At 39.0% G+C, this 19,184-nt stretch carries 22 protein-coding genes; 8 read left to right on the top strand and 14 right to left on the bottom strand.

Annotated elements, in window-relative coordinates; genetic code table 11:
- Nucleotides 1-2: 2 nt before the first annotated feature.
- The 3 genes from MTT30_RS01625 (at nucleotide 3) to MTT30_RS01615 (ending at nucleotide 2,135) form a co-directional block, all read left to right on the top strand.
- Nucleotides 3-1,010 (top strand): FecCD family ABC transporter permease, encoded by a 1,008-nt coding sequence (locus MTT30_RS01625; RefSeq protein ID WP_429800765.1) that lies wholly within the window; start codon nucleotides 3-5, stop codon nucleotides 1,008-1,010.
- Entirely contained in the window at nucleotides 1,010-1,783 is a 774-nt protein-coding gene (locus MTT30_RS01620; RefSeq protein WP_429800764.1) for an ABC transporter ATP-binding protein, read from the top strand. The genes MTT30_RS01625 and MTT30_RS01620 overlap by 1 nt, the downstream gene beginning before the upstream one ends.
- A gap of 88 nt (nucleotides 1,784-1,871) precedes the next feature.
- Complete coding sequence (locus MTT30_RS01615; RefSeq protein ID WP_429800763.1) at nucleotides 1,872-2,135, top strand: excalibur calcium-binding domain-containing protein; 264 nt, start codon at nucleotides 1,872-1,874, stop codon at nucleotides 2,133-2,135.
- 62 nt (nucleotides 2,136-2,197) lie between these two features.
- On the opposite strand, the gene recG is transcribed toward MTT30_RS01615, so the two are convergent.
- The 3 genes from recG to MTT30_RS01600 are packed head-to-tail and all read right to left on the bottom strand — an operon-like array spanning nucleotide 2,198 to nucleotide 6,278.
- On the bottom strand, nucleotides 2,198-4,012 hold the full coding sequence (gene recG, locus MTT30_RS01610; RefSeq protein WP_429800762.1) for an ATP-dependent DNA helicase RecG: 1,815 nt from the start codon (nucleotides 4,010-4,012) through the stop codon (nucleotides 2,198-2,200).
- Nucleotides 4,002-5,231: a M16 family metallopeptidase gene (locus MTT30_RS01605; protein ID WP_429800761.1), complete on the bottom strand. Its 1,230-nt coding sequence runs from the start codon at nucleotides 5,229-5,231 to the stop codon at nucleotides 4,002-4,004. The genes recG and MTT30_RS01605 overlap by 11 nt, the downstream gene beginning before the upstream one ends.
- Nucleotides 5,232-6,278, bottom strand: coding sequence for a dehypoxanthine futalosine cyclase (locus MTT30_RS01600; RefSeq protein ID WP_429800760.1), 1,047 nt, complete (start codon nucleotides 6,276-6,278; stop codon nucleotides 5,232-5,234). It abuts the gene before it with no gap.
- 132 nt (nucleotides 6,279-6,410) lie between these two features.
- Here MTT30_RS01600 and MTT30_RS01595 point away from each other — a divergent pair, with 132 nt between their 5' ends.
- Nucleotides 6,411-6,623, top strand: a complete 213-nt coding sequence (locus MTT30_RS01595; protein ID WP_429800759.1) for a hypothetical protein — start codon at nucleotides 6,411-6,413, stop codon at nucleotides 6,621-6,623.
- A 20-nt stretch (nucleotides 6,624-6,643) separates the two neighbouring features.
- On the opposite strand, the gene MTT30_RS01590 is transcribed toward MTT30_RS01595, so the two are convergent.
- Nucleotides 6,644-7,036 carry an NfeD family protein gene (locus tag MTT30_RS01590; RefSeq protein WP_429800758.1) on the bottom strand — a complete coding sequence of 131 codons (393 nt, stop codon included), beginning with the start codon at nucleotides 7,034-7,036 and terminating at the stop codon, nucleotides 6,644-6,646.
- Nucleotides 7,033-7,947 (bottom strand): SPFH domain-containing protein, encoded by a 915-nt coding sequence (locus MTT30_RS01585; RefSeq protein WP_429800757.1) that lies wholly within the window; start codon nucleotides 7,945-7,947, stop codon nucleotides 7,033-7,035. The genes MTT30_RS01590 and MTT30_RS01585 overlap by 4 nt, the downstream gene beginning before the upstream one ends.
- Nucleotides 7,948-8,027: 80 nt before the next feature.
- Between MTT30_RS01585 and MTT30_RS01580 the strand changes: the two genes are divergently transcribed.
- From MTT30_RS01580 to MTT30_RS01570, 3 genes are read left to right on the top strand one after another with little or no spacing between them, the layout of a single operon-like run.
- Nucleotides 8,028-8,456 (top strand): copper resistance protein NlpE, encoded by a 429-nt coding sequence (locus tag MTT30_RS01580; RefSeq protein WP_429800756.1) that lies wholly within the window; start codon nucleotides 8,028-8,030, stop codon nucleotides 8,454-8,456.
- Nucleotides 8,457-8,504: 48 nt separating this feature from the next.
- Complete coding sequence (locus tag MTT30_RS01575; protein ID WP_429800755.1) at nucleotides 8,505-9,707, top strand: copper resistance protein NlpE N-terminal domain-containing protein; 1,203 nt, start codon at nucleotides 8,505-8,507, stop codon at nucleotides 9,705-9,707.
- A 1-nt stretch (nucleotide 9,708) separates the two neighbouring features.
- Entirely contained in the window at nucleotides 9,709-10,905 is a 1,197-nt protein-coding gene (locus tag MTT30_RS01570; protein ID WP_429800754.1) for an MFS transporter, read from the top strand.
- 48 nt (nucleotides 10,906-10,953) lie between these two features.
- Here the strand turns inward: MTT30_RS01570 and MTT30_RS01565 are convergent, their stop codons facing one another.
- The 9 genes from MTT30_RS01565 to MTT30_RS01525 form a co-directional block, all read right to left on the bottom strand.
- Nucleotides 10,954-11,778 (bottom strand): CheR family methyltransferase, encoded by an 825-nt coding sequence (locus tag MTT30_RS01565; protein WP_103624056.1) that lies wholly within the window; start codon nucleotides 11,776-11,778, stop codon nucleotides 10,954-10,956.
- Nucleotides 11,765-12,334: a CheB methylesterase domain-containing protein gene (locus MTT30_RS01560; RefSeq protein WP_021090732.1), complete on the bottom strand. Its 570-nt coding sequence runs from the start codon at nucleotides 12,332-12,334 to the stop codon at nucleotides 11,765-11,767. Before MTT30_RS01560 ends, MTT30_RS01565 begins: the two co-directional genes overlap by 14 nt.
- Nucleotides 12,335-12,445: 111 nt before the next feature.
- Nucleotides 12,446-12,706 carry a FlhB-like flagellar biosynthesis protein gene (locus MTT30_RS01555; RefSeq protein WP_021090972.1) on the bottom strand — a complete coding sequence of 87 codons (261 nt, stop codon included), beginning with the start codon at nucleotides 12,704-12,706 and terminating at the stop codon, nucleotides 12,446-12,448.
- A complete protein-coding gene (locus tag MTT30_RS01550; protein ID WP_429800753.1) occupies nucleotides 12,706-14,352 on the bottom strand; it encodes a flagellar hook-length control protein FliK in 1,647 nt (548 codons plus the stop codon). Before MTT30_RS01550 ends, MTT30_RS01555 begins: the two co-directional genes overlap by 1 nt.
- 3 nt (nucleotides 14,353-14,355) lie before the next feature.
- Nucleotides 14,356-15,600 (bottom strand): MFS transporter, encoded by a 1,245-nt coding sequence (locus tag MTT30_RS01545; RefSeq protein ID WP_429800752.1) that lies wholly within the window; start codon nucleotides 15,598-15,600, stop codon nucleotides 14,356-14,358.
- Complete coding sequence (locus MTT30_RS01540) at nucleotides 15,590-16,138, bottom strand: hypothetical protein (RefSeq protein ID WP_429800751.1); 549 nt, start codon at nucleotides 16,136-16,138, stop codon at nucleotides 15,590-15,592. Before MTT30_RS01540 ends, MTT30_RS01545 begins: the two co-directional genes overlap by 11 nt.
- Nucleotides 16,098-16,367: an AtpZ/AtpI family protein gene (locus MTT30_RS01535; RefSeq protein WP_429800750.1), complete on the bottom strand. Its 270-nt coding sequence runs from the start codon at nucleotides 16,365-16,367 to the stop codon at nucleotides 16,098-16,100. The genes MTT30_RS01540 and MTT30_RS01535 overlap by 41 nt, the downstream gene beginning before the upstream one ends.
- Nucleotides 16,367-17,650, bottom strand: a complete 1,284-nt coding sequence (gene hemL, locus MTT30_RS01530; RefSeq protein ID WP_429800749.1) for a glutamate-1-semialdehyde 2,1-aminomutase — start codon at nucleotides 17,648-17,650, stop codon at nucleotides 16,367-16,369. Before hemL ends, MTT30_RS01535 begins: the two co-directional genes overlap by 1 nt.
- Nucleotides 17,647-18,240 (bottom strand): c-type cytochrome, encoded by a 594-nt coding sequence (locus MTT30_RS01525; protein ID WP_429800748.1) that lies wholly within the window; start codon nucleotides 18,238-18,240, stop codon nucleotides 17,647-17,649. The genes hemL and MTT30_RS01525 overlap by 4 nt, the downstream gene beginning before the upstream one ends.
- 83 nt (nucleotides 18,241-18,323) lie before the next feature.
- Between MTT30_RS01525 and folD the strand changes: the two genes are divergently transcribed.
- Nucleotides 18,324-19,184: a bifunctional methylenetetrahydrofolate dehydrogenase/methenyltetrahydrofolate cyclohydrolase FolD gene (gene folD, locus MTT30_RS01520; RefSeq protein ID WP_429800747.1), complete on the top strand. Its 861-nt coding sequence runs from the start codon at nucleotides 18,324-18,326 to the stop codon at nucleotides 19,182-19,184.

Here is a 19,184-nt window from a genome sequence, read left to right as displayed (position 1 = left end):
ACATGAAAAACACAAATTTTTCAATAGTTGTTATCTTTTTAGCTCTACTAACGCTTGTTTGCGCCTTTGTCGCACTTGGCGTTGGTAGATTTTACATACCTTTTAACGACGTCTTTAGCGTGCTAGCTCACAGCTTTGGTTTTGGAGATGGCGCAGCTAGCAACATCACAAACGTGATAGAAAATTTACGCATACCTCGCATTATAGCCGCTATCTTAGTCGGTGCCGCTCTTAGCGTGAGCGGTGCAGCCTATCAAGGTGTCTTTAAAAACCAGCTAGTAAGCCCTGACCTTCTAGGCGTATCAGCAGGTGCTTGCGTGGGAGCTGCAACTGCGATCATCTTTGATCTATCGCTAATTTGGATACAAATTTTTGCATTTGGCTTTGGCCTAGCAGCCGTTGCTATCACTCTAGCCATACCTAAGATGATGGGACGCACGAGCACGCTTATGTTGGTTCTTTCTGGTATCATCGTAAGTGGCCTCATGGGTTCAATAATCGGCTTTTTAAAGTATGTCGCAGACCCTGAAACAAAGTTACCTGACATCGTCTACTGGCAGCTTGGTAGCCTTGCTAAGCTTGATAGCGATAACTTAATATACATCGCCCCAGTGATGATCATCTGCGCCATTTTACTTATCGCCATGAGCTGGCGTATAAATTTGCTCTCTCTTGGCGACGAGAGTGCGGCAAGACTAGGTGTAAATGTGGCTTTTGAGCGTGCTATCGTTATCATTTGCGCTACGCTTCTTACAGCATGCAGCGTCTGCATAAGCGGAATAGTCGCTTGGGTGGGGCTCCTCATGCCACACCTAGCACGCATGCTAGTTGGTGCAAATAACATAAAAAGCATGCCAGCAAGCATATTTATGGGTGCGATGTTTTTGCTATTTGTCGATACTCTAGCACGTAGCATAAGCGTGAGCGAAGTGCCTCTTGGCGTACTTACCGGCTTTATCGGCACAGTATTTTTCGTCTGGGTCTTGTGGCGAAATAAAAAGGTTGCGTGATGCTTGAAGTTAAAAATTTAAACTTTAGCTACCCAAATGGAGCTGGCAAACTAGAAAATGTAAATTTAAAGATAGGCGCTGGGGAAATTTTAACCATTCTTGGGCGAAACGGAGCCGGCAAATCAACAACCCTTGGGCTGATAAGTGGCTCACTAAAGCCAGTATCTGGAGAAATTTTTCTCGATGGCAAAAACGTAGAGAGCCTAAGTAATAAAGACCGAGCAAAAATAATGGCATATGTGGCTCAAAGCGAGATCACAGAGTATGACTACACAGGGCTTGAGTTTATCACGATGGGGCGTGCTGCACATCTTGGTATCTTTGCAAGGCCTAGTAAAGAGGACGAGGAGATCGCTAAAATTTACACTAAAAAACTTGAGATCGAGTATCTTGAAGATCGCTTTATCACGCAGATGAGTGGTGGCCAAAAGCAAATGTGCATGATCGCACGTGCGATGGCTGCGCAGCCAAAGATGATTATATTTGACGAGCCAACGAGCGCACTTGACTTTGGCAACCAGTATAAATTCCTACGCACAGTAAAATGGCTAAAAGAGCTTGGCTACTCGGTTGTGCTAACCACTCATAACCCTGACTTTGCTGTGCTTCTTGGCGGATATGTCGCTCTTGTAAAAGGTGATGGAAATGTTGAGTTTGGCTCAGTCAGCGAGATTATTAAAAGTGAAAATTTAAGTAAACTTTATGGACTCGATCTAAACGTGAGCTACATCGACAAAGTGCAAAGAGAGTGTTGCCTAACATATCCTCTTTAAATTTATCTGCTTTCAAAAGGATAAATTCTTTTGAAAGCACTTTTTGTACTTTTTTTGTTATTTCACACATACTGCCTTTGGAGTAAAAATGAAAAAGTTAATTTTGATTTTATTTTTTGCATTGATAGCAAATGCGGCTGATAAATTTGATTGCTCTAAACGCTATTGTAAAGAGATGAAGAGTTGCGATGAGGCGTATTACTATCTAAAAGAGTGTGGACGCAGTGGCTTTGATCGCGATCATGACGGTATACCATGCGAGAATGTATGCAAAGAACGTAGAGTAAAAAATAATTTTATAAATTTTACAAAGCTTAGCCTTGCCACTCATTTCAAATTCGATAAATTATAAAAAATTTAAACAAGTCAAAAGAGCCAGTAAAAGAAAATCAAAATTTTAGACTAAAATAGCCACTAAACGTTATTTTTAAATTCCGCCACTCTCATCTTTGCAGCCTGTGTGATATCATCCTCGTAGTCGTAGAAGTTAAAGGTCGCCCCGTGCTGAAAAAAGCCATTTAATATATCACCGCTTTGGCGGTTTTTCAGATCAAGCTCAGCCACCTTAAAGCCGTCATTTGTCGCGCAAAATTCTTTTAGTCTTGCTGGTGCCTCTTTTAGCTTGGTAAATAAAAAGCAGTATCCATCGCCGCCGTTTCGCCCCACTCTGCCTCGCAGCTGATGAAGCGTGGCAAGCCCTAGCCGCTCAGCGCCCACGATCACGATAGTATTTAGCCTTGGCAGCGAGATCCCGACCTCAACAACGGTTGTTGAGAGCAAAATTTCACCTTCTTCTCTAAACCGTCTTAAAATTTCTTCTTTCTCTTTGTCCTTGCCGTGCGTGACGAAGACATTTCTGAAATTTTTTAACCAAAAGCCCTGTGCCTCGCTTAAACTTTGGTAGTTTGAGCTCTCGCTGCTCTCAACTAGCGGATAGATGATGGCTACTTGAAAGCCACCCGCAAGCTGCTTTTTGATGTGCGTTAGCAAAAAGCCAAACTCACTAGCGCCTAAAATTTGGCTCGTTATATTTTTCTTAAACGGCATCTGCTTTAAAAAGCTAAAATTTACGATAGATGACTGGATCAAACTTAGCGTCCTAGGTATAGGTGTAGCTGAAAACTGCACAAAATTTGCTCGCTCGTCCTCGTTTGAGGCCAGCTCCTCTATCTTTTTGCGCTGGTTTGAGCCAAAGCGGTGCTGCTCATCGACCATGACAAGCGGCGATTTTGGTAGCTCGTGAAAGAGTAGTGCATGCGTACCAACGATCAAGTTTACCCCGTCAAAATTAAGCTTTTTCTCTCCGCTTTGAACCAACATAACATTCATAAAAGATGGCAGTAGCCTCTTTGCTTCGTTAAAAATTTGCTCGCTTAAGATGCTTGTTGGCGCCATCAAAATGGCACTTTGCGGATAGACGCTGAGTGCTGCTGCTAGGATCACTAGCGTCTTACCGCTTCCCACGTCGCCCATTATGACGCGCCTTTTTGCCTGCACAGCACTAAGGTCGTCTCTGATGTCGTTTATCGCTTTTATCTGGTCGTTTGTCGGCGTAAATGGCAAGCTCTTAAGCCAAGAGCTTATATCAAAAAGCTTGATTTTTGGGCTTTTAAAGTAGGTTTTTTTAGCACTTAGCTTTTTTATGTAGTTAAAAATTTCTACAAATTTTAAGATCTCCACGCCCTCGCCATCATTTTTTAGGCGGTATAAAATTTGTACACTTTGCTCATCTAGCCTTTGCAGATTGGCTAAAAATTTAGCCTCTTTTTCATTTAAGCCCTCGGCCAGTAAATTTTGCAAATTTAGATATTTTAAGATAAGTTTTTTTAACTCATCATCTTTTAGCTCAGTCTTAAATTTAGGCACGATCTGGCCTACTTTTGTGGTGATTTTTGGATTTATTATCTGCCACGAGCCAAAGGCGTAGGAGCAAAGCCCATATATCGCCATCTCTTTGCCTACCTTAAAAGCGCCGTAGTGCCAAGACTTCGCGTTAAAAATGACGATCTTTACGCTACTTTGCCACTGCTCGCAAAAGGCAAGTGCTGTTAGCATGCCAGGGCGTGAGGCAAGCGAAGTGATCTTTACATTTATGCAGACCTGCCCTTCTCTTGGGCTCTTAGCGATCGTCGTATCCTCAAAGCCCTTTGGTAGCACTAGAGCAAGGTCAAGTAGGCTAAGCACGCCTATTTTTAGAAGTTTTGCTCTGTCACTTGCTTCAAATTTCATTTTTTAGGACGCAAAAACTTAGCCGATTGATCTCTGCGTGGGCTTTTATGAAGCTATTTAGCTCGCTTAGCGAAAGGGCTGAAATTTTATCTAGATCCTTTAAAAATGCCCCAAGCTCGCCATGCTCATAAAACTCGCTTTGCGCGATGTCAAGGCGCTTAAATAGCGTCTCAAGTCTAAGCGGCAACGAACCAAGTAAAAATTTCTTCGCCTGCTCAAGCTCGGCCTTGCTAACGCCTTTTTTACTAAATTTTAAAATTTCCTCTTTTATAACGGCAATGGCCTCATCTTTTTTTTCATTTTTTGTCTGCATATAGCCGTAGAGCTGGCTGTAAGAGAGATTTAGCAAATTTCTAGCATAGGCGCTATAAGCAAGCCCTCTTTTCACGCGGATCTCCTCCATGAGCCTTGAGCCAAAGCCACCCTCACCCAGGATAAATGTCGCCACTGCAGCCTTGTATTTCTCCTCTGGTTTTACGTTAAATGGCGCACCAAAGTAGATGTATGCCTGCTCGCTTTGCCTGATGATCTCGCTACTTTCGCACTTGCCATTTGGGCTAAAGTGCTCTAACTTTCGAGCTTTACCAGGCTCTAAAATTTCTAAAACACTAGCGAGCTCTTTTGTCTGCTTCTCGTCTATATCGCCACCTAGCACGCAAAGCAGATTTGAAAGATCTAAATGCTCGTTTAAAAATTTACTTACATCCTCAAGCGTGATCGCTTTTATGCTCTTTTTAGTGCCGATACTTGGCAGAGCTAGCACGCTTTTTGGGTACAAAAGCTCAAAGAGCCCCTGCCTTGCCACGTAGTCAAAGTCATTTTCATTTGCTGCGATCTCGCCAAGTGTGACGGTTTTGCACCTATTTAGGATCTCGTCTGTTAAATTTGGAGCGCTCAAGAGCTCTTTTAGCTTGCCACACGCAAAGGCAAAATGTTCTTTTAGGCAGTTTAGATCGATGCAAAATGTCTCAAAGCCACAGCTTGCGTTTAGGCTGATCGCCCTTACCTCAAGCTCTTTGGCAAATTTAGCCGAGCCTAGCTTTATATCGCCCTCGTTTAGTAAATTTGCGCTTAGTCTAGCTAAGCCTGCAAGCTTGCCATTTTGAGAGCTACCAGCTGCTTTGAAAACAAGTCTAAGGCTCACTACTGGCATCGCTTTTGAGCTTTCAAAAACGACTGGAATTTTTATATTTTTTACATTGATATCTAAAATTTTCATCTAAAATTTCTCCAAAATATCGTAGTTTGTGTTACGCTTAGCTGGAATTTCTCCGACGTCTTTTATAAGCTCGATCATCTGGTCCTGATTCATCCTAAAGCTCGCTCCTGCGGCTTTTACGACGTTTTCTTCCATCATTGTGCTGCCAAGGTCGTTTGCGCCAAAAAGAAGCGCTAGCTGACCAACGTAGCTGCCCTGTGTAACCCAGCTGCTTTGGATATTTTTAAAGTTATCCAAAAAGAGCCTTGAAACGGCAAGAAGCTTTAGATAGACGTTTGAGCTTTGTTTTTTGATCTCTGGAAATTCTTGCATAAGCTTTGTATTTAACCCTTGAAAGCTCCAAAGTATAAAGGCTCTAAATCCAGCCGTTTCATCTTGTAAATTTCTGATATGCTCCCAGTGCTCCACGATCTCACGAGTGCTCTCAACCGTGCCAAACATCATCGTCGCAGTCGTCTTCATGCCAAGCTCATGCGCCTCTTTGTGTATGCGAAGCCAGTCTGCGGTGTCACATTTTTTTGGCGCAATGATGTCACGCACTCTGTCGCTTAAGATCTCCGCTCCAGCCCCTGGCATCGAGTATAAGCCCTTTTCATTTAGGCGTCTTAAGACCTCTTTTGTAGAAATTTTTGAAACTCTTGCTATGTAGTCGATCTCAACGGCTGAGAAGCCATGTATCGTGATGCTTGGATAGTGTTTGCTTATGTAGTCCACAAGCTCCTCGTACCACTCGATCTTTAGCTTTGGATGCACGCCGCCTTGAAATAAAATTTGCGTGCCGCCGATGGCTATTAGCTCCTCAATCTTCTTGCCGATCTCCTCAAAACTTAGCACATAAGCGTCTTCCTCTTTTGCGTGGCGGTAAAATGCGCAGAATTTACAATCCACCCAGCAGACATTTGTATAGTTGATGTTGCGATCTACGATAAAGGTCGTAATGCCCTCTGGATGAAGCTCTTTTTTTCTAGTTAACGCCATCTTGCCAAGCTCGTAAAGCGGTGCATTTTCTATAAGATCGATGGCTTCATTTACACTAAGTCTTTTCAAATTTAACCTTTTATTTTGCTTATTTTTGGGCGAGAGTTTAGCCAAAAATGCTTTTAAATATGATAAATCAGGCGTTATGAAAAATTAATTTTTAAAGGCTAAAATGTGAGAAATTCTTTAAAGGAGAGAGTTATGAAAAAGGTGATATTTGCCGTTATCTGCGGATTATTTTTAGTTGGTTGTGCTAAAAACGAGCCAAAGCCAGCTGAGCCACAAGGTGCAAGTTGCGGATGTGCTCATCATCAAAAAATGATGCAAGAAAATATGCCAAGCTGCCCTCATCACGGCATGCAAGGGGCGATGCATGGGCAAATGCCAACAGGTTGCCCAGCCCACGCAAAATAGATAAAGTGCCAAACGGCACTTTATTTTAATATAACTTTGTCGCCTTTAGTGCCTAAAACCTGCACTTTCTCGCCATTTTTTAACGCTCCGTCATACTTCCAAAGAGTGCCTTTAAAATAGACCATATTTTCTCTAATCTCACCAACGCCAGCTTCATCTAAAAACTCTTCGTTAAAGCTCTCTTTTTTAGCCATAAATTTACTCTTTAACGGCGCTTTTAAGAGCACAAGGAGCACGATCGCAATCGCTGCTGTAATTAAAATTTGATAGCTCCAAGCAAAACTAAAACCAAAATTTATAGCTCCAACTACGATAAAAGCTATACCAAAAAATAGCAAATAAAATGAAAAAAAGATAAACTCGGTGATGCACAAAACCACACCGATTGCTATCATTATAAAAGGGCTAATCACGCCTTATCCTTAGCTAGGAAATTTTTCAAAACACTAAGTGAACCAATAAGCTCAGTCGCCTCGTAAGGGACTAAAATTTTATCTTTTGAGCTGTTTTTAGCTAGCTCGCTAAATGCCCCAACTCTATCGCGTGCGAGCAAAAATTCAGCCGCATTTGCGTTTTTGCTCATACTATCATTTATCATATCCATAGCCTCTTTTTGAGCCGTTGCAATGGCTATTTGCTCGTATTTTTTCGCATCAGCCATACGCTCTATAGCCTCTGCTTGAAGCACTTTTTCTTGTTTTAACGCTTCGGCATTGCGTATTAGTGCCTCTTTTTCAGCCAAGGCTTTTAGCTCGATCGCACGCTTTTCACGCTCAGCTTTCATCTGCATATTCATCGCCTCTTCTATGCCAAGTGGGACAGAAATTTCAGAAATTTCTACGCGCATGATCTTTACGCCCCAGTTGCCAGCAGCGTCGCCAAGAGCCACTTGAAGTGCGGCGTTTAGGCGGTCACGTGAGCTTAGCGTGTCGTCAAGATTCATTGCGCCTATCTCGCCACGAAGCGTTGTCATGGCTAAATTTGCAATGGCACGCTTATAGTTATCTACATTATAAACTGCCATTTTTGCGTCAAATACCTTTAAAAAGACAATACCATCGACGCTTATGTTTACATTATCTTTTGTGATGACTTGCTGTTTTGTGATGTCTACAAGCTGCTCTTTTACGGTGATTATCGCTCTTATTTGATCGGCAAATGGGATGATTATGTGAAATCCGCCATCAAGCACTTTGTGAAATTTACCAAGTCGCTCGATGAGCAGATTATCAGCTTGTGAGACGATCTTGATGCCAGCCTTTAAAAACAAGAACGCAAAGATAACCAGAACTACGACTAAAACGCCAAATGCTTCGATTTGCATTTTTACTCCTTTAATTTATAATTTGTTATTTTCTTAAGTATTATAATACATTTTAAATTTTATTTTCAAAAAGGATTAGCATGAAAAATTTTATATTTGCACTAAGTGCGGCTCTACTTTTGGCAGGTTGTGCCTCATCTAGCCAAAACGCAAACGTCCCACAAGGCAAATGTGAAGTAAAAAGTAGCTGCGAAGCTCCAATTAACAGTATCGAGGGCACTTATAAAGCATTTTTACCTTGCGCTAGCTGCATGGGTATTGACTCACGCCTAACATTAAAAAAAGATGGTACATTTGAAAGCGTGATGGACTATAAGTCAAAAGACAACTACAAAGCCGTTAGCAAAGGCAAATACTCAATCGAAAATGGTGTGATAACAACAATTGATGAGTATAAAGAAAAGAGCTTTTATAAAATAGAAGGCGAGAACCTAAAAATGCTAGATATGGATCAAAAAGAGGTCACTGGCGAGCTAAAAGATAAATACATCTTTAAACGCGTAAAATAAATTTTAAAGGCAAAATGATATAATTTTGCAATTTTTAAGGAGTTGCAAATGAAATATCTTTTTGCCATACTTATCTCATTTTTCATCCTTGGCTGCGCAAAAAATGAAAATTTAGAGCCAAAACAAAACACACAAAATACAGCAAAAGAAGATAAACCGCTAGTTCAGGCAAATACACCCAAAAAGCCAGAAAAGCTAATGCTTCCAAACTCAATTTATAGTAGTTTTCACACTATTTTGCCTTGCCCAAACTGTGAGGGCATAAAAACTATCATTACGCTAAATAAAGATAAAACCTACACAAAAACAATGCTTACTATGGATAAAGAAGCAAGCTTGGTTGAAAAAAATGGCACATTTGATGTTGATGATAGTGCTATCATTTTAAAAGATGAAAATGGCAATCTTAGCTACTTTGCGCCAAATAAAAATTCCATTCTTCAGCTTGATGACAAGAAAAATAAGCGAGTTGGCGTGCTAGCTCAAATTTATAATTTTGAACCGGTAAATAAAGCTTACAAAGATAGTTTTTTTGCTAAATTTTATAAATTTAAAAACAAAGATAACTTTTTAGATATCGTAATCGTGTCAAGTAAAAATGGTGCGAAAATAAGTTTTTATTCATCATTAAAAAATGGCTCGCCGCTTTGCGAGTTTAGTTCAGAGCTACTTTACGACAAAGGAATTTTTTACCTTTTAGATGAAAAAGGCATCGCCCTAAGCATACACAGAATAAATAATGCAATTTTTCTAGTGGCAAACGATAAAATTTGTAAAAATGCTCACATAAGCGGACGATATAAAAAAGATAAAGATCAAAAAAATCTCTTTGGCAAAGGCTTTTTTGCAGAGCTGACAAACGAATCAGCAAATAGAGATGTGATAAAAATTTATGGCTCAAAAAACATAAAACGGGATAATACAAAAAAAGAAAGCAGCTACATCGTAACAAGTAAAAATGAAAGAATTTTTGAATATACCTTGCTAAATGGCATTATCACAAGCATTGAAATTTACTCAAACGAGTTTAAAACTCCAGAAAATATCAGCCTTAAATCAAATTTCAAAGATATAAAAAATTCTCTTGTTATCTCTAAATTTAGTAGTGACAAAAACAATATCTATCTAAAAATAGATAGCCACGATATGCTAATCACACTAAAAAATCCACTTGCCAAAGATATAACAAGCCTAAACGATATCCCAGATGAAACAAAGATAGAGCAAATAACGCTAATGTGGAATCAATAAGTTGAAAGGATATCTTAAACTCTTAAAAGAAGAGAAAAATTTTCGCCTCTTAAGCATCATTCAGCTTATATGCTATTTTGGCGTATGGTTTTCGCACACAGGTATTTTTACACTTCTTATCAAGCTTGACGCTCCTGTTTGGGCGATTACGCTAAGTGCAGCGATGGCATTTATCCCAGGTGTTGTCATAGCTCCATTTAGTGGAATTTTAGTTGATAAATTTAGCCCAAAACCAATGCTTGTCATCATGATGGCAGTTGAGACGATAAGCGTTTTCATGCTTCTTTTTATAGACTCACTTGATTTTTTATGGTTACTTTTACTTATCATTTTTATTAGAAATGGCACTGGCGGAATGTATTTTCAAGTAGAGATGAGCGTACTGCCAAAAATTTTAAGCAAAGAAAATCTCAAACTCGCAAATGAGATCCACTCTATCATCTGGGCAGTCTCATACACTGCTGGCATGGGGCTAGCGGGAGTTTATATACACTTTTTTGGTATTAAAAGCGCATTTTTACTTGATGGCATACTATACATTCTTAGCTTTGGATTTTTATATTTTTTAAATTTGCAAGGTCTAAAGCCAGAATTTATAGAAAAACCACTAAAAATGCTAAAAAATGGCCTTGTGTATTTAAAAGAAAATAGACTCATCGTGCATCTTATATTTTTACACGCCTTTGTTGGCATTACCGCTTATGATGCATTGATCGCACTTTTGGCTGATTACAAATATGCAAATTTACTCTCAACATCGCTAGTTATAGGACTATTAAATACTTCAAGATCCATTTCACTCATGTTTGCTCCAGCTATACTTAGTAAATTTATAAATAAAAATACGCTTATTTTCGTATATATCGGTCAAGGCCTTGGTATTATTATTTGGGCTTTATCGCTTTGGAATTTTTATCTATCGCTTATTGGCATTATCTTCGCTGGATTTTGCACATCAAGTCTTTGGAGCTACACCTATACGATGCTTCAGCAAAACTGCAAAAAAGAATTTTATGGCCGAGTGATTGCATATAACGATATGGTTTTTCTTGGCTTTAGCGCTCTCATTTCATTTATCATTGGTCTGCTTTATGATATTGGACTTAGTGTTGAGATGATTGCAAGTTTTATGGGAAGTCTCTTTTTTATAGGGGCTTTTTACTATCACATAGTATTAAAAAACTACAAAATAAGGTGATTGATTTTAAATTAAGTCGCCCAAGTTAAAAGGCGACTTGGCAAATTTTTATTTTTTTAGATAGTAGGTAGTTCCATTTGAAAAGCGCTTTTCATAAGCTGGAGTGTAAGGCACAAGATCAGCGTGCCCAGCGTAAAGCCTACCATCTGGCTTAAGCAACTTATGAAGTCTCTCAACACATTTTAATCTAAAATCATCATCAAAATAGATCATCATATTTCTTGAAAGCACGATATCAAATTTTCCTAGATTAAAAATAGCATCATCAAAAACATTTAAAATTTTAAACTCGCACCTTGGTAAAATTTCTTTTTTTATCTTAAATTTATCATCGACTTTTGTAAAAAATCTCTCTTTTTGAAAATCGCTTAATCTATGCAAGCTCCTCTCACTAAAAATACCATTTTGACAGCTTGCTATGGCTTCTGAGTTTATATCTATACCTACGATTGAAATTTCATGCTGTTTAAATCCCATCTCATAAGCAAGCATTGCAAGCGAATATGACTCATCTCCAGTAGAGCAAGGAGCACATAAAATTCTAGCTCCTCCAAGCTCCTTTGCGTAATAGATCACATCTTTAAGTTGAGGCAACTCTCTATAAAAATAAGTCTCATTTACAGTTACTAGATTTAAAATATCTTGTCGTAAGCTTGTGTTATATCTTATCATCGAAACAAGATCTTTAAAGCTTTTTATCTGGCGATCTCTAATAAAAATGGTAATTCGCTGCAATGTAATATCTCTTTTTGGCTCCAGATCAACTCCGCAAAGAGTTTTGATAACATTCATAAATTCATTAAAACTATCCATATCTTGTGAAGTATTTGTTTGCATTGTTTTTGTATCTTTTGCGTCATTAGTTAATAGCATTTAAAAAATCCTCCAGCTCTTTTTTTATCATAGTTAGATTTAATGATTTTAAGCTTTGATTTAGCTCTTTTGCACGTTTTGGCATACCATAAACTATCGCACTCTCTTCATTTTCAGCTATACATTTTGCTCCAGCCTTATAAAGCTTATCAAGCCCAGATGCACCATCGTCTCCGATGCCAGTTAGTAAGATAGCTAGGACATTTGCACTCTTACAAATTCCGACTCCAGATTTAAACAGCACATCAACATTTGGCGTATATATAGTCTTTTCTTCTGTATTTGGCTTTGCACTGATCGGTAAATTTGGTGATACCACTACATTTTGCTCGCAAACATATACGGTATTTTCTTTTAAAATTTTCCTCTCATTTAAAATTTCAACATCCAAGCCACACTCTTTTCCGATTTGCATAGCAAAAGAGTTTATAAACATTTTATTCATGTGCTGGGCTATCACGATGATAGCTCCATTTAGTTTTACGTTTTTTAGTAACTTTTTTAAATGCCCAGGCCCGCCAGTAGACGCCCCTATTAATATTAATTTTTGTGCCACAAATAGCCTTTAAAATTTTAATTTAATATTTAGCTTACGCCACTTTTTGTATATCGTCAATATCCCTGCCACTCTTTATATGCCTTGCTAATTTTTAAGCAAATTTATAGATTATTTCTTTGTGATCTTATATAAAAAGCTAAAAATTTCAGCAACAGCTTTATATAAATTCGGTGGAATTTCTTGATCAACTTCAACCTTGCTTAAAATTTCAATAAGGTCAGGGTCCTCTTTGATCGGTATATCATGCTCTTTTGCAAGATCAATTATTCTATTTGCTATCTCTCCAGCGCCACTAGCCAGCACTCTTGGAGCATTATCTTTAGATCTGTTGTAGCCAAGAGCTACTGCTTTTTTCTTATTTACTTGCATTAAATTTTCTTATCAAAGCCCACATCAAGGCCGCCAAATTTTTTAAATCTATCATTTAGCTTTACTTTTGATAAAGTCTTGATATTAAAGTTTGAAACTATAAGCCCAAGCTTTGATATTGCTTGTTTTAATTCGCTAGAGTTTGAGAGGATTAGCTCCTTAAACTCATTTGTTTGCGTAGCTACCGAAAGATCAATGTATCTTTTATCAATAAGTCCAACCATCACATTTATCTGTCCAAATTTTTTAAAATTTAGATCGATCTGAGCGTAAAATTTATCCTTTTTGCCTTGCTTAAATGCGATATTTCCACCCTCAACGCCATCCCAAATATAAGGCATATAAGTTTGAATCCCGCCTTGAAGGCTTGATATCATTTGATGCATCTCGATCTGCGAAATCATCTTGTTTGCAGCATTTACGCTTTGCGGGTTTTGACTCTTTTCACTGATATTTAAAAGCGTACTTTTTATATCTTGGCTTAGCACTTTTGAAATTTCGCTGCTATTTTTAGTCGTAATGTTATTTATATCGTTTGTGGCGAGATTTAACTGCTTTAAAAGCGCCTTGCTCTCACTTAGCTCATTTTTAGCCAAACTTGCCTTAGCATCAGCAAGACTTAGGCTATGAGCAAGACGTCTCGCCGCACTTTGGAGCTTATCTTGTAAGCTGCCATCCTTTGAGACATCACTCATCTCATTAAACGCTTTTACAAGCCCTGCTTCATCGCCTATATTATTTAGCGTTTTTAGATCGTTTTTTATGCTATCAAGGATAGTTTTTAGCTCTTTGTGATTTTGGCTAAAACCAAAATTTTGATTTAGCTTTTCATTTGCTAGGCTTGCGACCTTTTCACTTAAATTTGAGATGAAATTTTGCATTTTGCCTATTTGATTTTTTACTAGCTCGCCATTTTGATCTTTTGAAAAATTTTTATCTAAAAATTTAACCACACTATCAAGCTTATCAACATCTTTTAAAAGGGTTTTTATGTTTGAGTTATCAAGTATGTTTTTTGCGTCATTGCTCGCTTTTTCAAGTATAGAAGCAAGTTTTGAAAAAGAATTTTGATTGTCTAATTTTTCATCATTTAGGGTTAAAATTTGATTTAGCAAATTCCCACTTGAGAGATTTTTTATATCGCTTAGTAGCTTCTGAACTGAGCTTGGAAGCTTCTCTGGACTAAGTGCATCTTTTAAATTTGCTTCAAGCATTACGCCTGAGTTTTTGATCTGATCATTTAGTGAGCCAGCTTTTAAATCAGCTATTGGTTTTAGAAATTCTTTTAGCTTTAGTGCAAGGCTCTTTATCTCAGGGCTTTCATTTTGCGCTGCTTCAGCCTCTAAGCTTTTTGCAAGGTCCGATAGCTCGCTGGCTAAATTTGGAGCGATTTTCGTATCTTTTGCCTGAGATAAAATTTGTTCAGCTTTGCTTAGGCTTGAAGCACTTTTTAAATCATCAAGTACTCTTGCAACGAGTTTTCCAACATTATCAAGAGCATTTGAGAGGGTCTGTTCGCTCGGAGCCCCAGCTGGCTGACCCTTAAAAAGAGAGCCCTCATTTTTACGAACGGAGGTGCTAGTAGCAGCATTTTGCCCTGTTTGGACAGAGGTGTTTGATATGTTTAAAGAATTTGCTACGTTCATTTTTTACTTTTTATTTTTTCTATCGGCAAAATTACTATTTTGCTGAATAGTAGCGATGCCAGCCGTTCTTGCTACAAGCTTGTCATTAAATTCTTTTCTCATGTATTGTGGTATTGTTTTTTGAGTCATAGCAAACAAGATAAGCAACGTATAAAGCACCAAATAAACATAAATAAAACCAAACGAGCCAAAAATTTTCATCGCATAGCTCATAAGAAGTGGCGAGAAAAGTGAGGCAAAAGAGTAGCTAAAAAGCAGTGCACGTGCTACTTGAACGCTCTTTGCCTTATCTGTGATCTCGTCGTTTGCCCTAGCAAGAGAGAGTCCATATGTGCAAAAAATACCACCGCCAAAGAAAAATGAAAGAATGTATTGAATGCTTAGGTTGTTGCCATTTAATAAAAATAAAACCGCACTCACCAAAGCCACGCTACTGCATAATATCAAGGCTGGTCTTCTTCCATATTTATCAGAAAAACTTCCGATGAAAATCTGAGCCAAAAAGCCCCCAATCATGGCAACAGTCATAAAAAACGATGCTTCCTTTGCGCCGTATCCTTGAAGCATGATAAAGAGGCTTGCCATCGAGAAAAAGCCATTTATCGCTAAGCCAGCAATGAGAGCCCCCACAAGAGCTAGTGGGACTATGCCAAAAATTTTTGGGATATTTATGGGCTGACGCTCTGGGATTTGAGGCTGATTTATACGGATTAAATTTAGCGGAATACTTGAGAGCATGATAAAGGCTGCACTTATTATAAAAATTTCAAATACACTAAGATCAAGAGCCAAGATCAAAATACCTAGCCCAAAACTGGTGTAAAAAACGCCTTCATAAAAAGCTATCACACGAGATCTTATCTTATTTGGAATTTTTGCATTTAGCCAGCTTTCTATAACCATTAAAAGCGCGTAATAGCAATATCCCAAAAATGCACGCAAGATCGCCCAGAATACTAAATTTTGATTTACCGCATGAAGCATAGCTGAGACTGCAAAAATGGCTGAAAAGATGGCAAATGCTCTGATGTGTCCAGTAGTTGAGATGACTCTGTGAGCTGTAATGGTGCTAATTAACGCACCCACAAAAAAGCCTGTATTGATTAATCCAATCTCTAGCTCACCCACTCCATTTTGCTTAAGCAGTGCACTACAAGATGCGATGACTAGGCCATTTCCGATAAAAAGCAAACTCATGCCCAAAAATAGCGGTCCCATCGAGCGGATGATCCTAAAGCTACTTGCCATCAGTGTCCTTTGCGGTATTAAATTTATTCTCCATAAGCCCAAAAATAAATGCACCAATAGGCATCGGAGCAAGCCCAACTAAAAAACCAGACACATTTAGTAAATTTTCATTTTTTAAAAAAATAAATCCAAAAAAAAGTATCGCATAAGCGACCAAGCGATAAGGCATAAAGGCTGCTACGAAACTCTTATCTTTAAATGAAAATCTCTGCTTTTTTAGCCTTACTTTTTCTTCTTTTAGGCTAAATTCTTTTGTCTCATTTTGCACCAAATTTTCATCATCTTCATCGTCCTCTTCTTCTATCTTAGCTAAAATTTCATCTCTTGCATTTTCTAGCCGAGAATTTATGCGGTTTTTATAGGCAAAAAAGCTAGCCGTTAAGATGATAAGCGAGGCAAAAAATGAAATTTGCGAGCTTATAAAAAATTGATTTGATATAAATTTGCCAACCGCGCTAAGAGCCAGCCAAAGCACAAAATAGCAAATCAAAAGCCTACTAATCATCGTCTTTTGTGTAGCCTTTGTATCTGCTTTCATCTTTTAGCTCATCCAAGCTTTTTATCTGCGCTTTGTAAGCTTTATAGACGTTTAAAATAGCAGCTGCGATGCCAATAGCAAAGCCTATCCAAAGAGCTGGCGTAAAATTTGTAGCCTTTTTTACAAAATACCCAAGTCCGGTGCCAAGCAAGATCGCAACTACGATTGAAACGCCAAGACTTAGCTGCTCAGCACCCGCTACGATATCTTTTATCTTAAATTTTGCCATTAGGCTTTTATCTCCAAAAATGCCTCTTTGGCTGCGCTTACCGCTAGATCGATATCCGCTTCACTCATCGCATCGCAGACAAATCCTGTCTCAAACTGACTTGGCGCTAGATAAATTCCACGCCTAAGCATTGCTTGATGAAATTTAGCAAAGAGTTTTGTGTCGCTCTTTAGCGCATCGTCGTAGTTTTTCACAACGTGATTTGTAAAAAAGTAGCCAAACATCGAGCCACGAACATCAGTTTGGATGGTGATACCAGCACTCTTTGCAGCCTCTTTAAAGCCGTCCATTAGTTTTATAGCAAGCTTTTCGAGTCTGGCGTATAAATTTACGTCGCTATTTATCTTAGAAATAGCCGCTATACCAGCACTCATCGCCACTGGGTTGCCACTTAGCGTGCCTGCTTGATATACAGCACCCTCTGGACTTAAGCAGTCCATTATCTCAGCTTTACCCCCAAATGCAGCAACGTTCATGCCTCCGCCTATAACCTTACCAAATGTTATAAGATCAGCGTCCACCTCGTGAAATGGATATGAGCCGAGGCGAGAAGCCCTAAAGCCGCTCATAACCTCATCAAGAATGAGCACAGCGCCAAATTTATCGCAAAGCTCTCTAAGCTCACGTAAAAATTTCTTATCAGCTGGCACAAGCCCCATATTTCCTGCGATTGGCTCGATTATGACGACGCCTATTTTGTCTTTGTTGTTCTCAAAAATAGCTTTTACGCTCTCGATGTCGTTGTAGATAGCTAAAAATGTGTTTTTTACAACATCTTGTGGCACGCCGCCGCTTGAAGCGTTACCGTATGTTGTAGCGCCACTTCCTGCTTTGATAAGAAGTGCATCGCTGTGTCCGTGATAGCAGCCTTCAAATTTTATTAGACCATCTTTTTTGGCGTATCCTCTAGCTACTCTGATCGCGCTCATGGTAGCCTCTGTGCCAGAGCTAACGAAGCGAATTTTATCTATTTGCTTAAACTCATCACATATTAGCTTTGCTAGAGCTGTCTCTTTTGGCGATGGGGCACCGTATGAAACTCCTTGCTTGACCGCAGATGTGATCGCCTCTTCGATATCTTTGTCGCAGTGACCAAAGATGAGCGGTCCCCAACTTTGGATGAAGTCTAGATACTTTTTACCCTCGACGTCGTATAGATAAGCACCCTTTGCGTGATCTATCATCACAGGCTCGCCACCCACACTTCCAAATGCACGAACAGGTGAGTTTACGCCACCTGGGATATATTTTTTAGCTTCGCTAAATGCCTCTTTATTTGTCATTTTTTATCCTTTTGATTTTGTGTTTTTAAATTTGCTTTTTGATTATCTTTTGAACTTGCTGGTGTTTTTGCCACTTGTGTGGCAGCTTTTGCTGGCTCAGCCGGCTTTGTAGCTGGCGCTTGCTTAGCTGGCTCTGTAGCCTTTGTGGCAGGAGCAACTTTGGCTGGCTGTTCAGGTTGTTTTTGTACAGCAGCAGGTACTGCGGGCTTGGTTAAATTTTGCGCTTTTGCCGCCTTTGCAGGAGTTTTCATCTTGTTTGTGATGTACTCATAAAGGATGGTTGTCTCCTCATCTGTCAAAAAATAACTTGGCATGACACCTTTTGGCTTTGTTAAAGCGGCTTTAAAGCTCTCAAAATCTATATCATTTATCTTTGGGGCTCTAAGCTCATCATCAACCGTTTTGTTTGTCTTTTTGTCAAAATGTTTGTATTTGGATATCAGACTACCCTCGCCCTTTGCACCGTGACATTTGTCGCATCCTATGCCACGTGGATTTAGGTAGAGCATCTTGGCGTACTCGGTCTTTGTGATAAAATCAGCACCAAAAATCGTCACACAAAAAAGCAAAATCAAAAAAACAGACCGCATAAACCTCTCTTTTAAAAATTTAATTTAATTTTAGGTATGATACCACCCTTGTGATTAAAAAAGCTTTTAAATAAGGATCCAATATGAAAATTTTAGACGGTAAAGCCGTATCTTTAAAGGTCAAAGAAAGCGTAAAAGTAAGAGCCGAAGAACTAAAAAAATTTGGCGTAGAGCCTACATTGGCTGTTATCCTAGTGGGCGAAGATAAAGCATCTCAAACATACGTTAGAGCCAAAGAGAAAGCCTGCAACGAATACGGCATAAAAAGCGTAGCTCACCGCCTAAGTGAAAATACAACCCAAGCAGAGCTTCTAGCACTTATAAATGTGCTAAATTTAGACGATAGTATCCACGGTATCTTAGTGCAGCTACCACTTCCAAAACATATAGATACAAACACCATTTTGGCAACGATAGATCCAGCAAAAGACGTAGATGGTTTTCACGCTGTAAATGTTGGCAAGCTTGTTAGTGGATTAGATGGATTTGTGCCTTGCACACCGCTTGGAGTTATGGAAATTTTAAAAGAGTATGGCATTGACGTGGCTGGGCTAAACGCGGTTGTTATAGGTAGAAGTAATATCGTTGGAAAGCCTATGGCAAACTTGCTTTTAAACGCTTCAGCAACCGTTACGATCACTCACAGCAAGACTAAAAATTTAAAAGAAATTTGCAAAAACGCTGACCTCATCGTCGCGGCCATTGGCAAGCCATTTTTCTTAAAGGCTGATATGGTAAAAGATGGCGCAGTGGTCATTGATGTGGGCATAAATAGACTTGATGATGGTAGGCTTGTAGGCGACGTGGACTTTGACGAGGTTGCGCCAAAATGCTCATACATCACACCAGTTCCAGGAGGCGTGGGTCCGATGACGATTGCGATGCTTTTAAATAATACAATCCTTGCAGCCCAAGCTAAGATAGCTAGCCACAAAAGAGCGTAA

The sequence above is a fragment of the Campylobacter concisus genome, from assembly GCF_050447445.1.
GTDB lineage: Bacteria > Campylobacterota > Campylobacteria > Campylobacterales > Campylobacteraceae > Campylobacter_A > Campylobacter_A concisus_BI.
The sequence above is the reverse complement of the archived record's forward strand: the minus strand, read 5'-3'. Positions and strand labels throughout refer to the sequence as shown.

Bases quoted from the DNA above. Each gene is read 5' to 3' on its own strand.
- MTT30_RS01585 (WP_429800757.1), bottom strand. From the start codon at position 7,947: ATGCAAATCGAAGCATTTGGCGTTTTAGTCGTAGTTCTGGTTATCTTT.
- MTT30_RS01575 (WP_429800755.1), top strand. From the start codon at position 8,505: ATGAAATATCTTTTTGCCATACTTATCTCATTTTTCATCCTTGGCTGC.
- hemL (WP_429800749.1), bottom strand. From the start codon at position 17,650: ATGACAAATAAAGAGGCATTTAGCGAAGCTAAAAAATATATCCCAGGT.
- recG (WP_429800762.1), bottom strand. From the start codon at position 4,012: ATGAAATTTGAAGCAAGTGACAGAGCAAAACTTCTAAAAATAGGCGTG.
- MTT30_RS01540 (WP_429800751.1), bottom strand. From the start codon at position 16,138: ATGAAAGCAGATACAAAGGCTACACAAAAGACGATGATTAGTAGGCTT.
- MTT30_RS01595 (WP_429800759.1), top strand. From the start codon at position 6,411: ATGAAAAAGGTGATATTTGCCGTTATCTGCGGATTATTTTTAGTTGGT.
- MTT30_RS01535 (WP_429800750.1), bottom strand. From the start codon at position 16,367: ATGGCAAAATTTAAGATAAAAGATATCGTAGCGGGTGCTGAGCAGCTA.
- MTT30_RS01565 (WP_103624056.1), bottom strand. From the start codon at position 11,778: ATGCTATTAACTAATGACGCAAAAGATACAAAAACAATGCAAACAAAT.
- MTT30_RS01580 (WP_429800756.1), top strand. From the start codon at position 8,028: ATGAAAAATTTTATATTTGCACTAAGTGCGGCTCTACTTTTGGCAGGT.
- MTT30_RS01620 (WP_429800764.1), top strand. From the start codon at position 1,010: ATGCTTGAAGTTAAAAATTTAAACTTTAGCTACCCAAATGGAGCTGGC.
- folD (WP_429800747.1), top strand. From the start codon at position 18,324: ATGAAAATTTTAGACGGTAAAGCCGTATCTTTAAAGGTCAAAGAAAGC.
- MTT30_RS01525 (WP_429800748.1), bottom strand. From the start codon at position 18,240: ATGCGGTCTGTTTTTTTGATTTTGCTTTTTTGTGTGACGATTTTTGGT.
- MTT30_RS01545 (WP_429800752.1), bottom strand. From the start codon at position 15,600: ATGGCAAGTAGCTTTAGGATCATCCGCTCGATGGGACCGCTATTTTTG.
- MTT30_RS01550 (WP_429800753.1), bottom strand. From the start codon at position 14,352: ATGAACGTAGCAAATTCTTTAAACATATCAAACACCTCTGTCCAAACA.
- MTT30_RS01625 (WP_429800765.1), top strand. From the start codon at position 3: ATGAAAAACACAAATTTTTCAATAGTTGTTATCTTTTTAGCTCTACTA.
- MTT30_RS01605 (WP_429800761.1), bottom strand. From the start codon at position 5,231: ATGAAAATTTTAGATATCAATGTAAAAAATATAAAAATTCCAGTCGTT.
- MTT30_RS01615 (WP_429800763.1), top strand. From the start codon at position 1,872: ATGAAAAAGTTAATTTTGATTTTATTTTTTGCATTGATAGCAAATGCG.
- MTT30_RS01555 (WP_021090972.1), bottom strand. From the start codon at position 12,706: ATGCAAGTAAATAAGAAAAAAGCAGTAGCTCTTGGCTACAACAGATCT.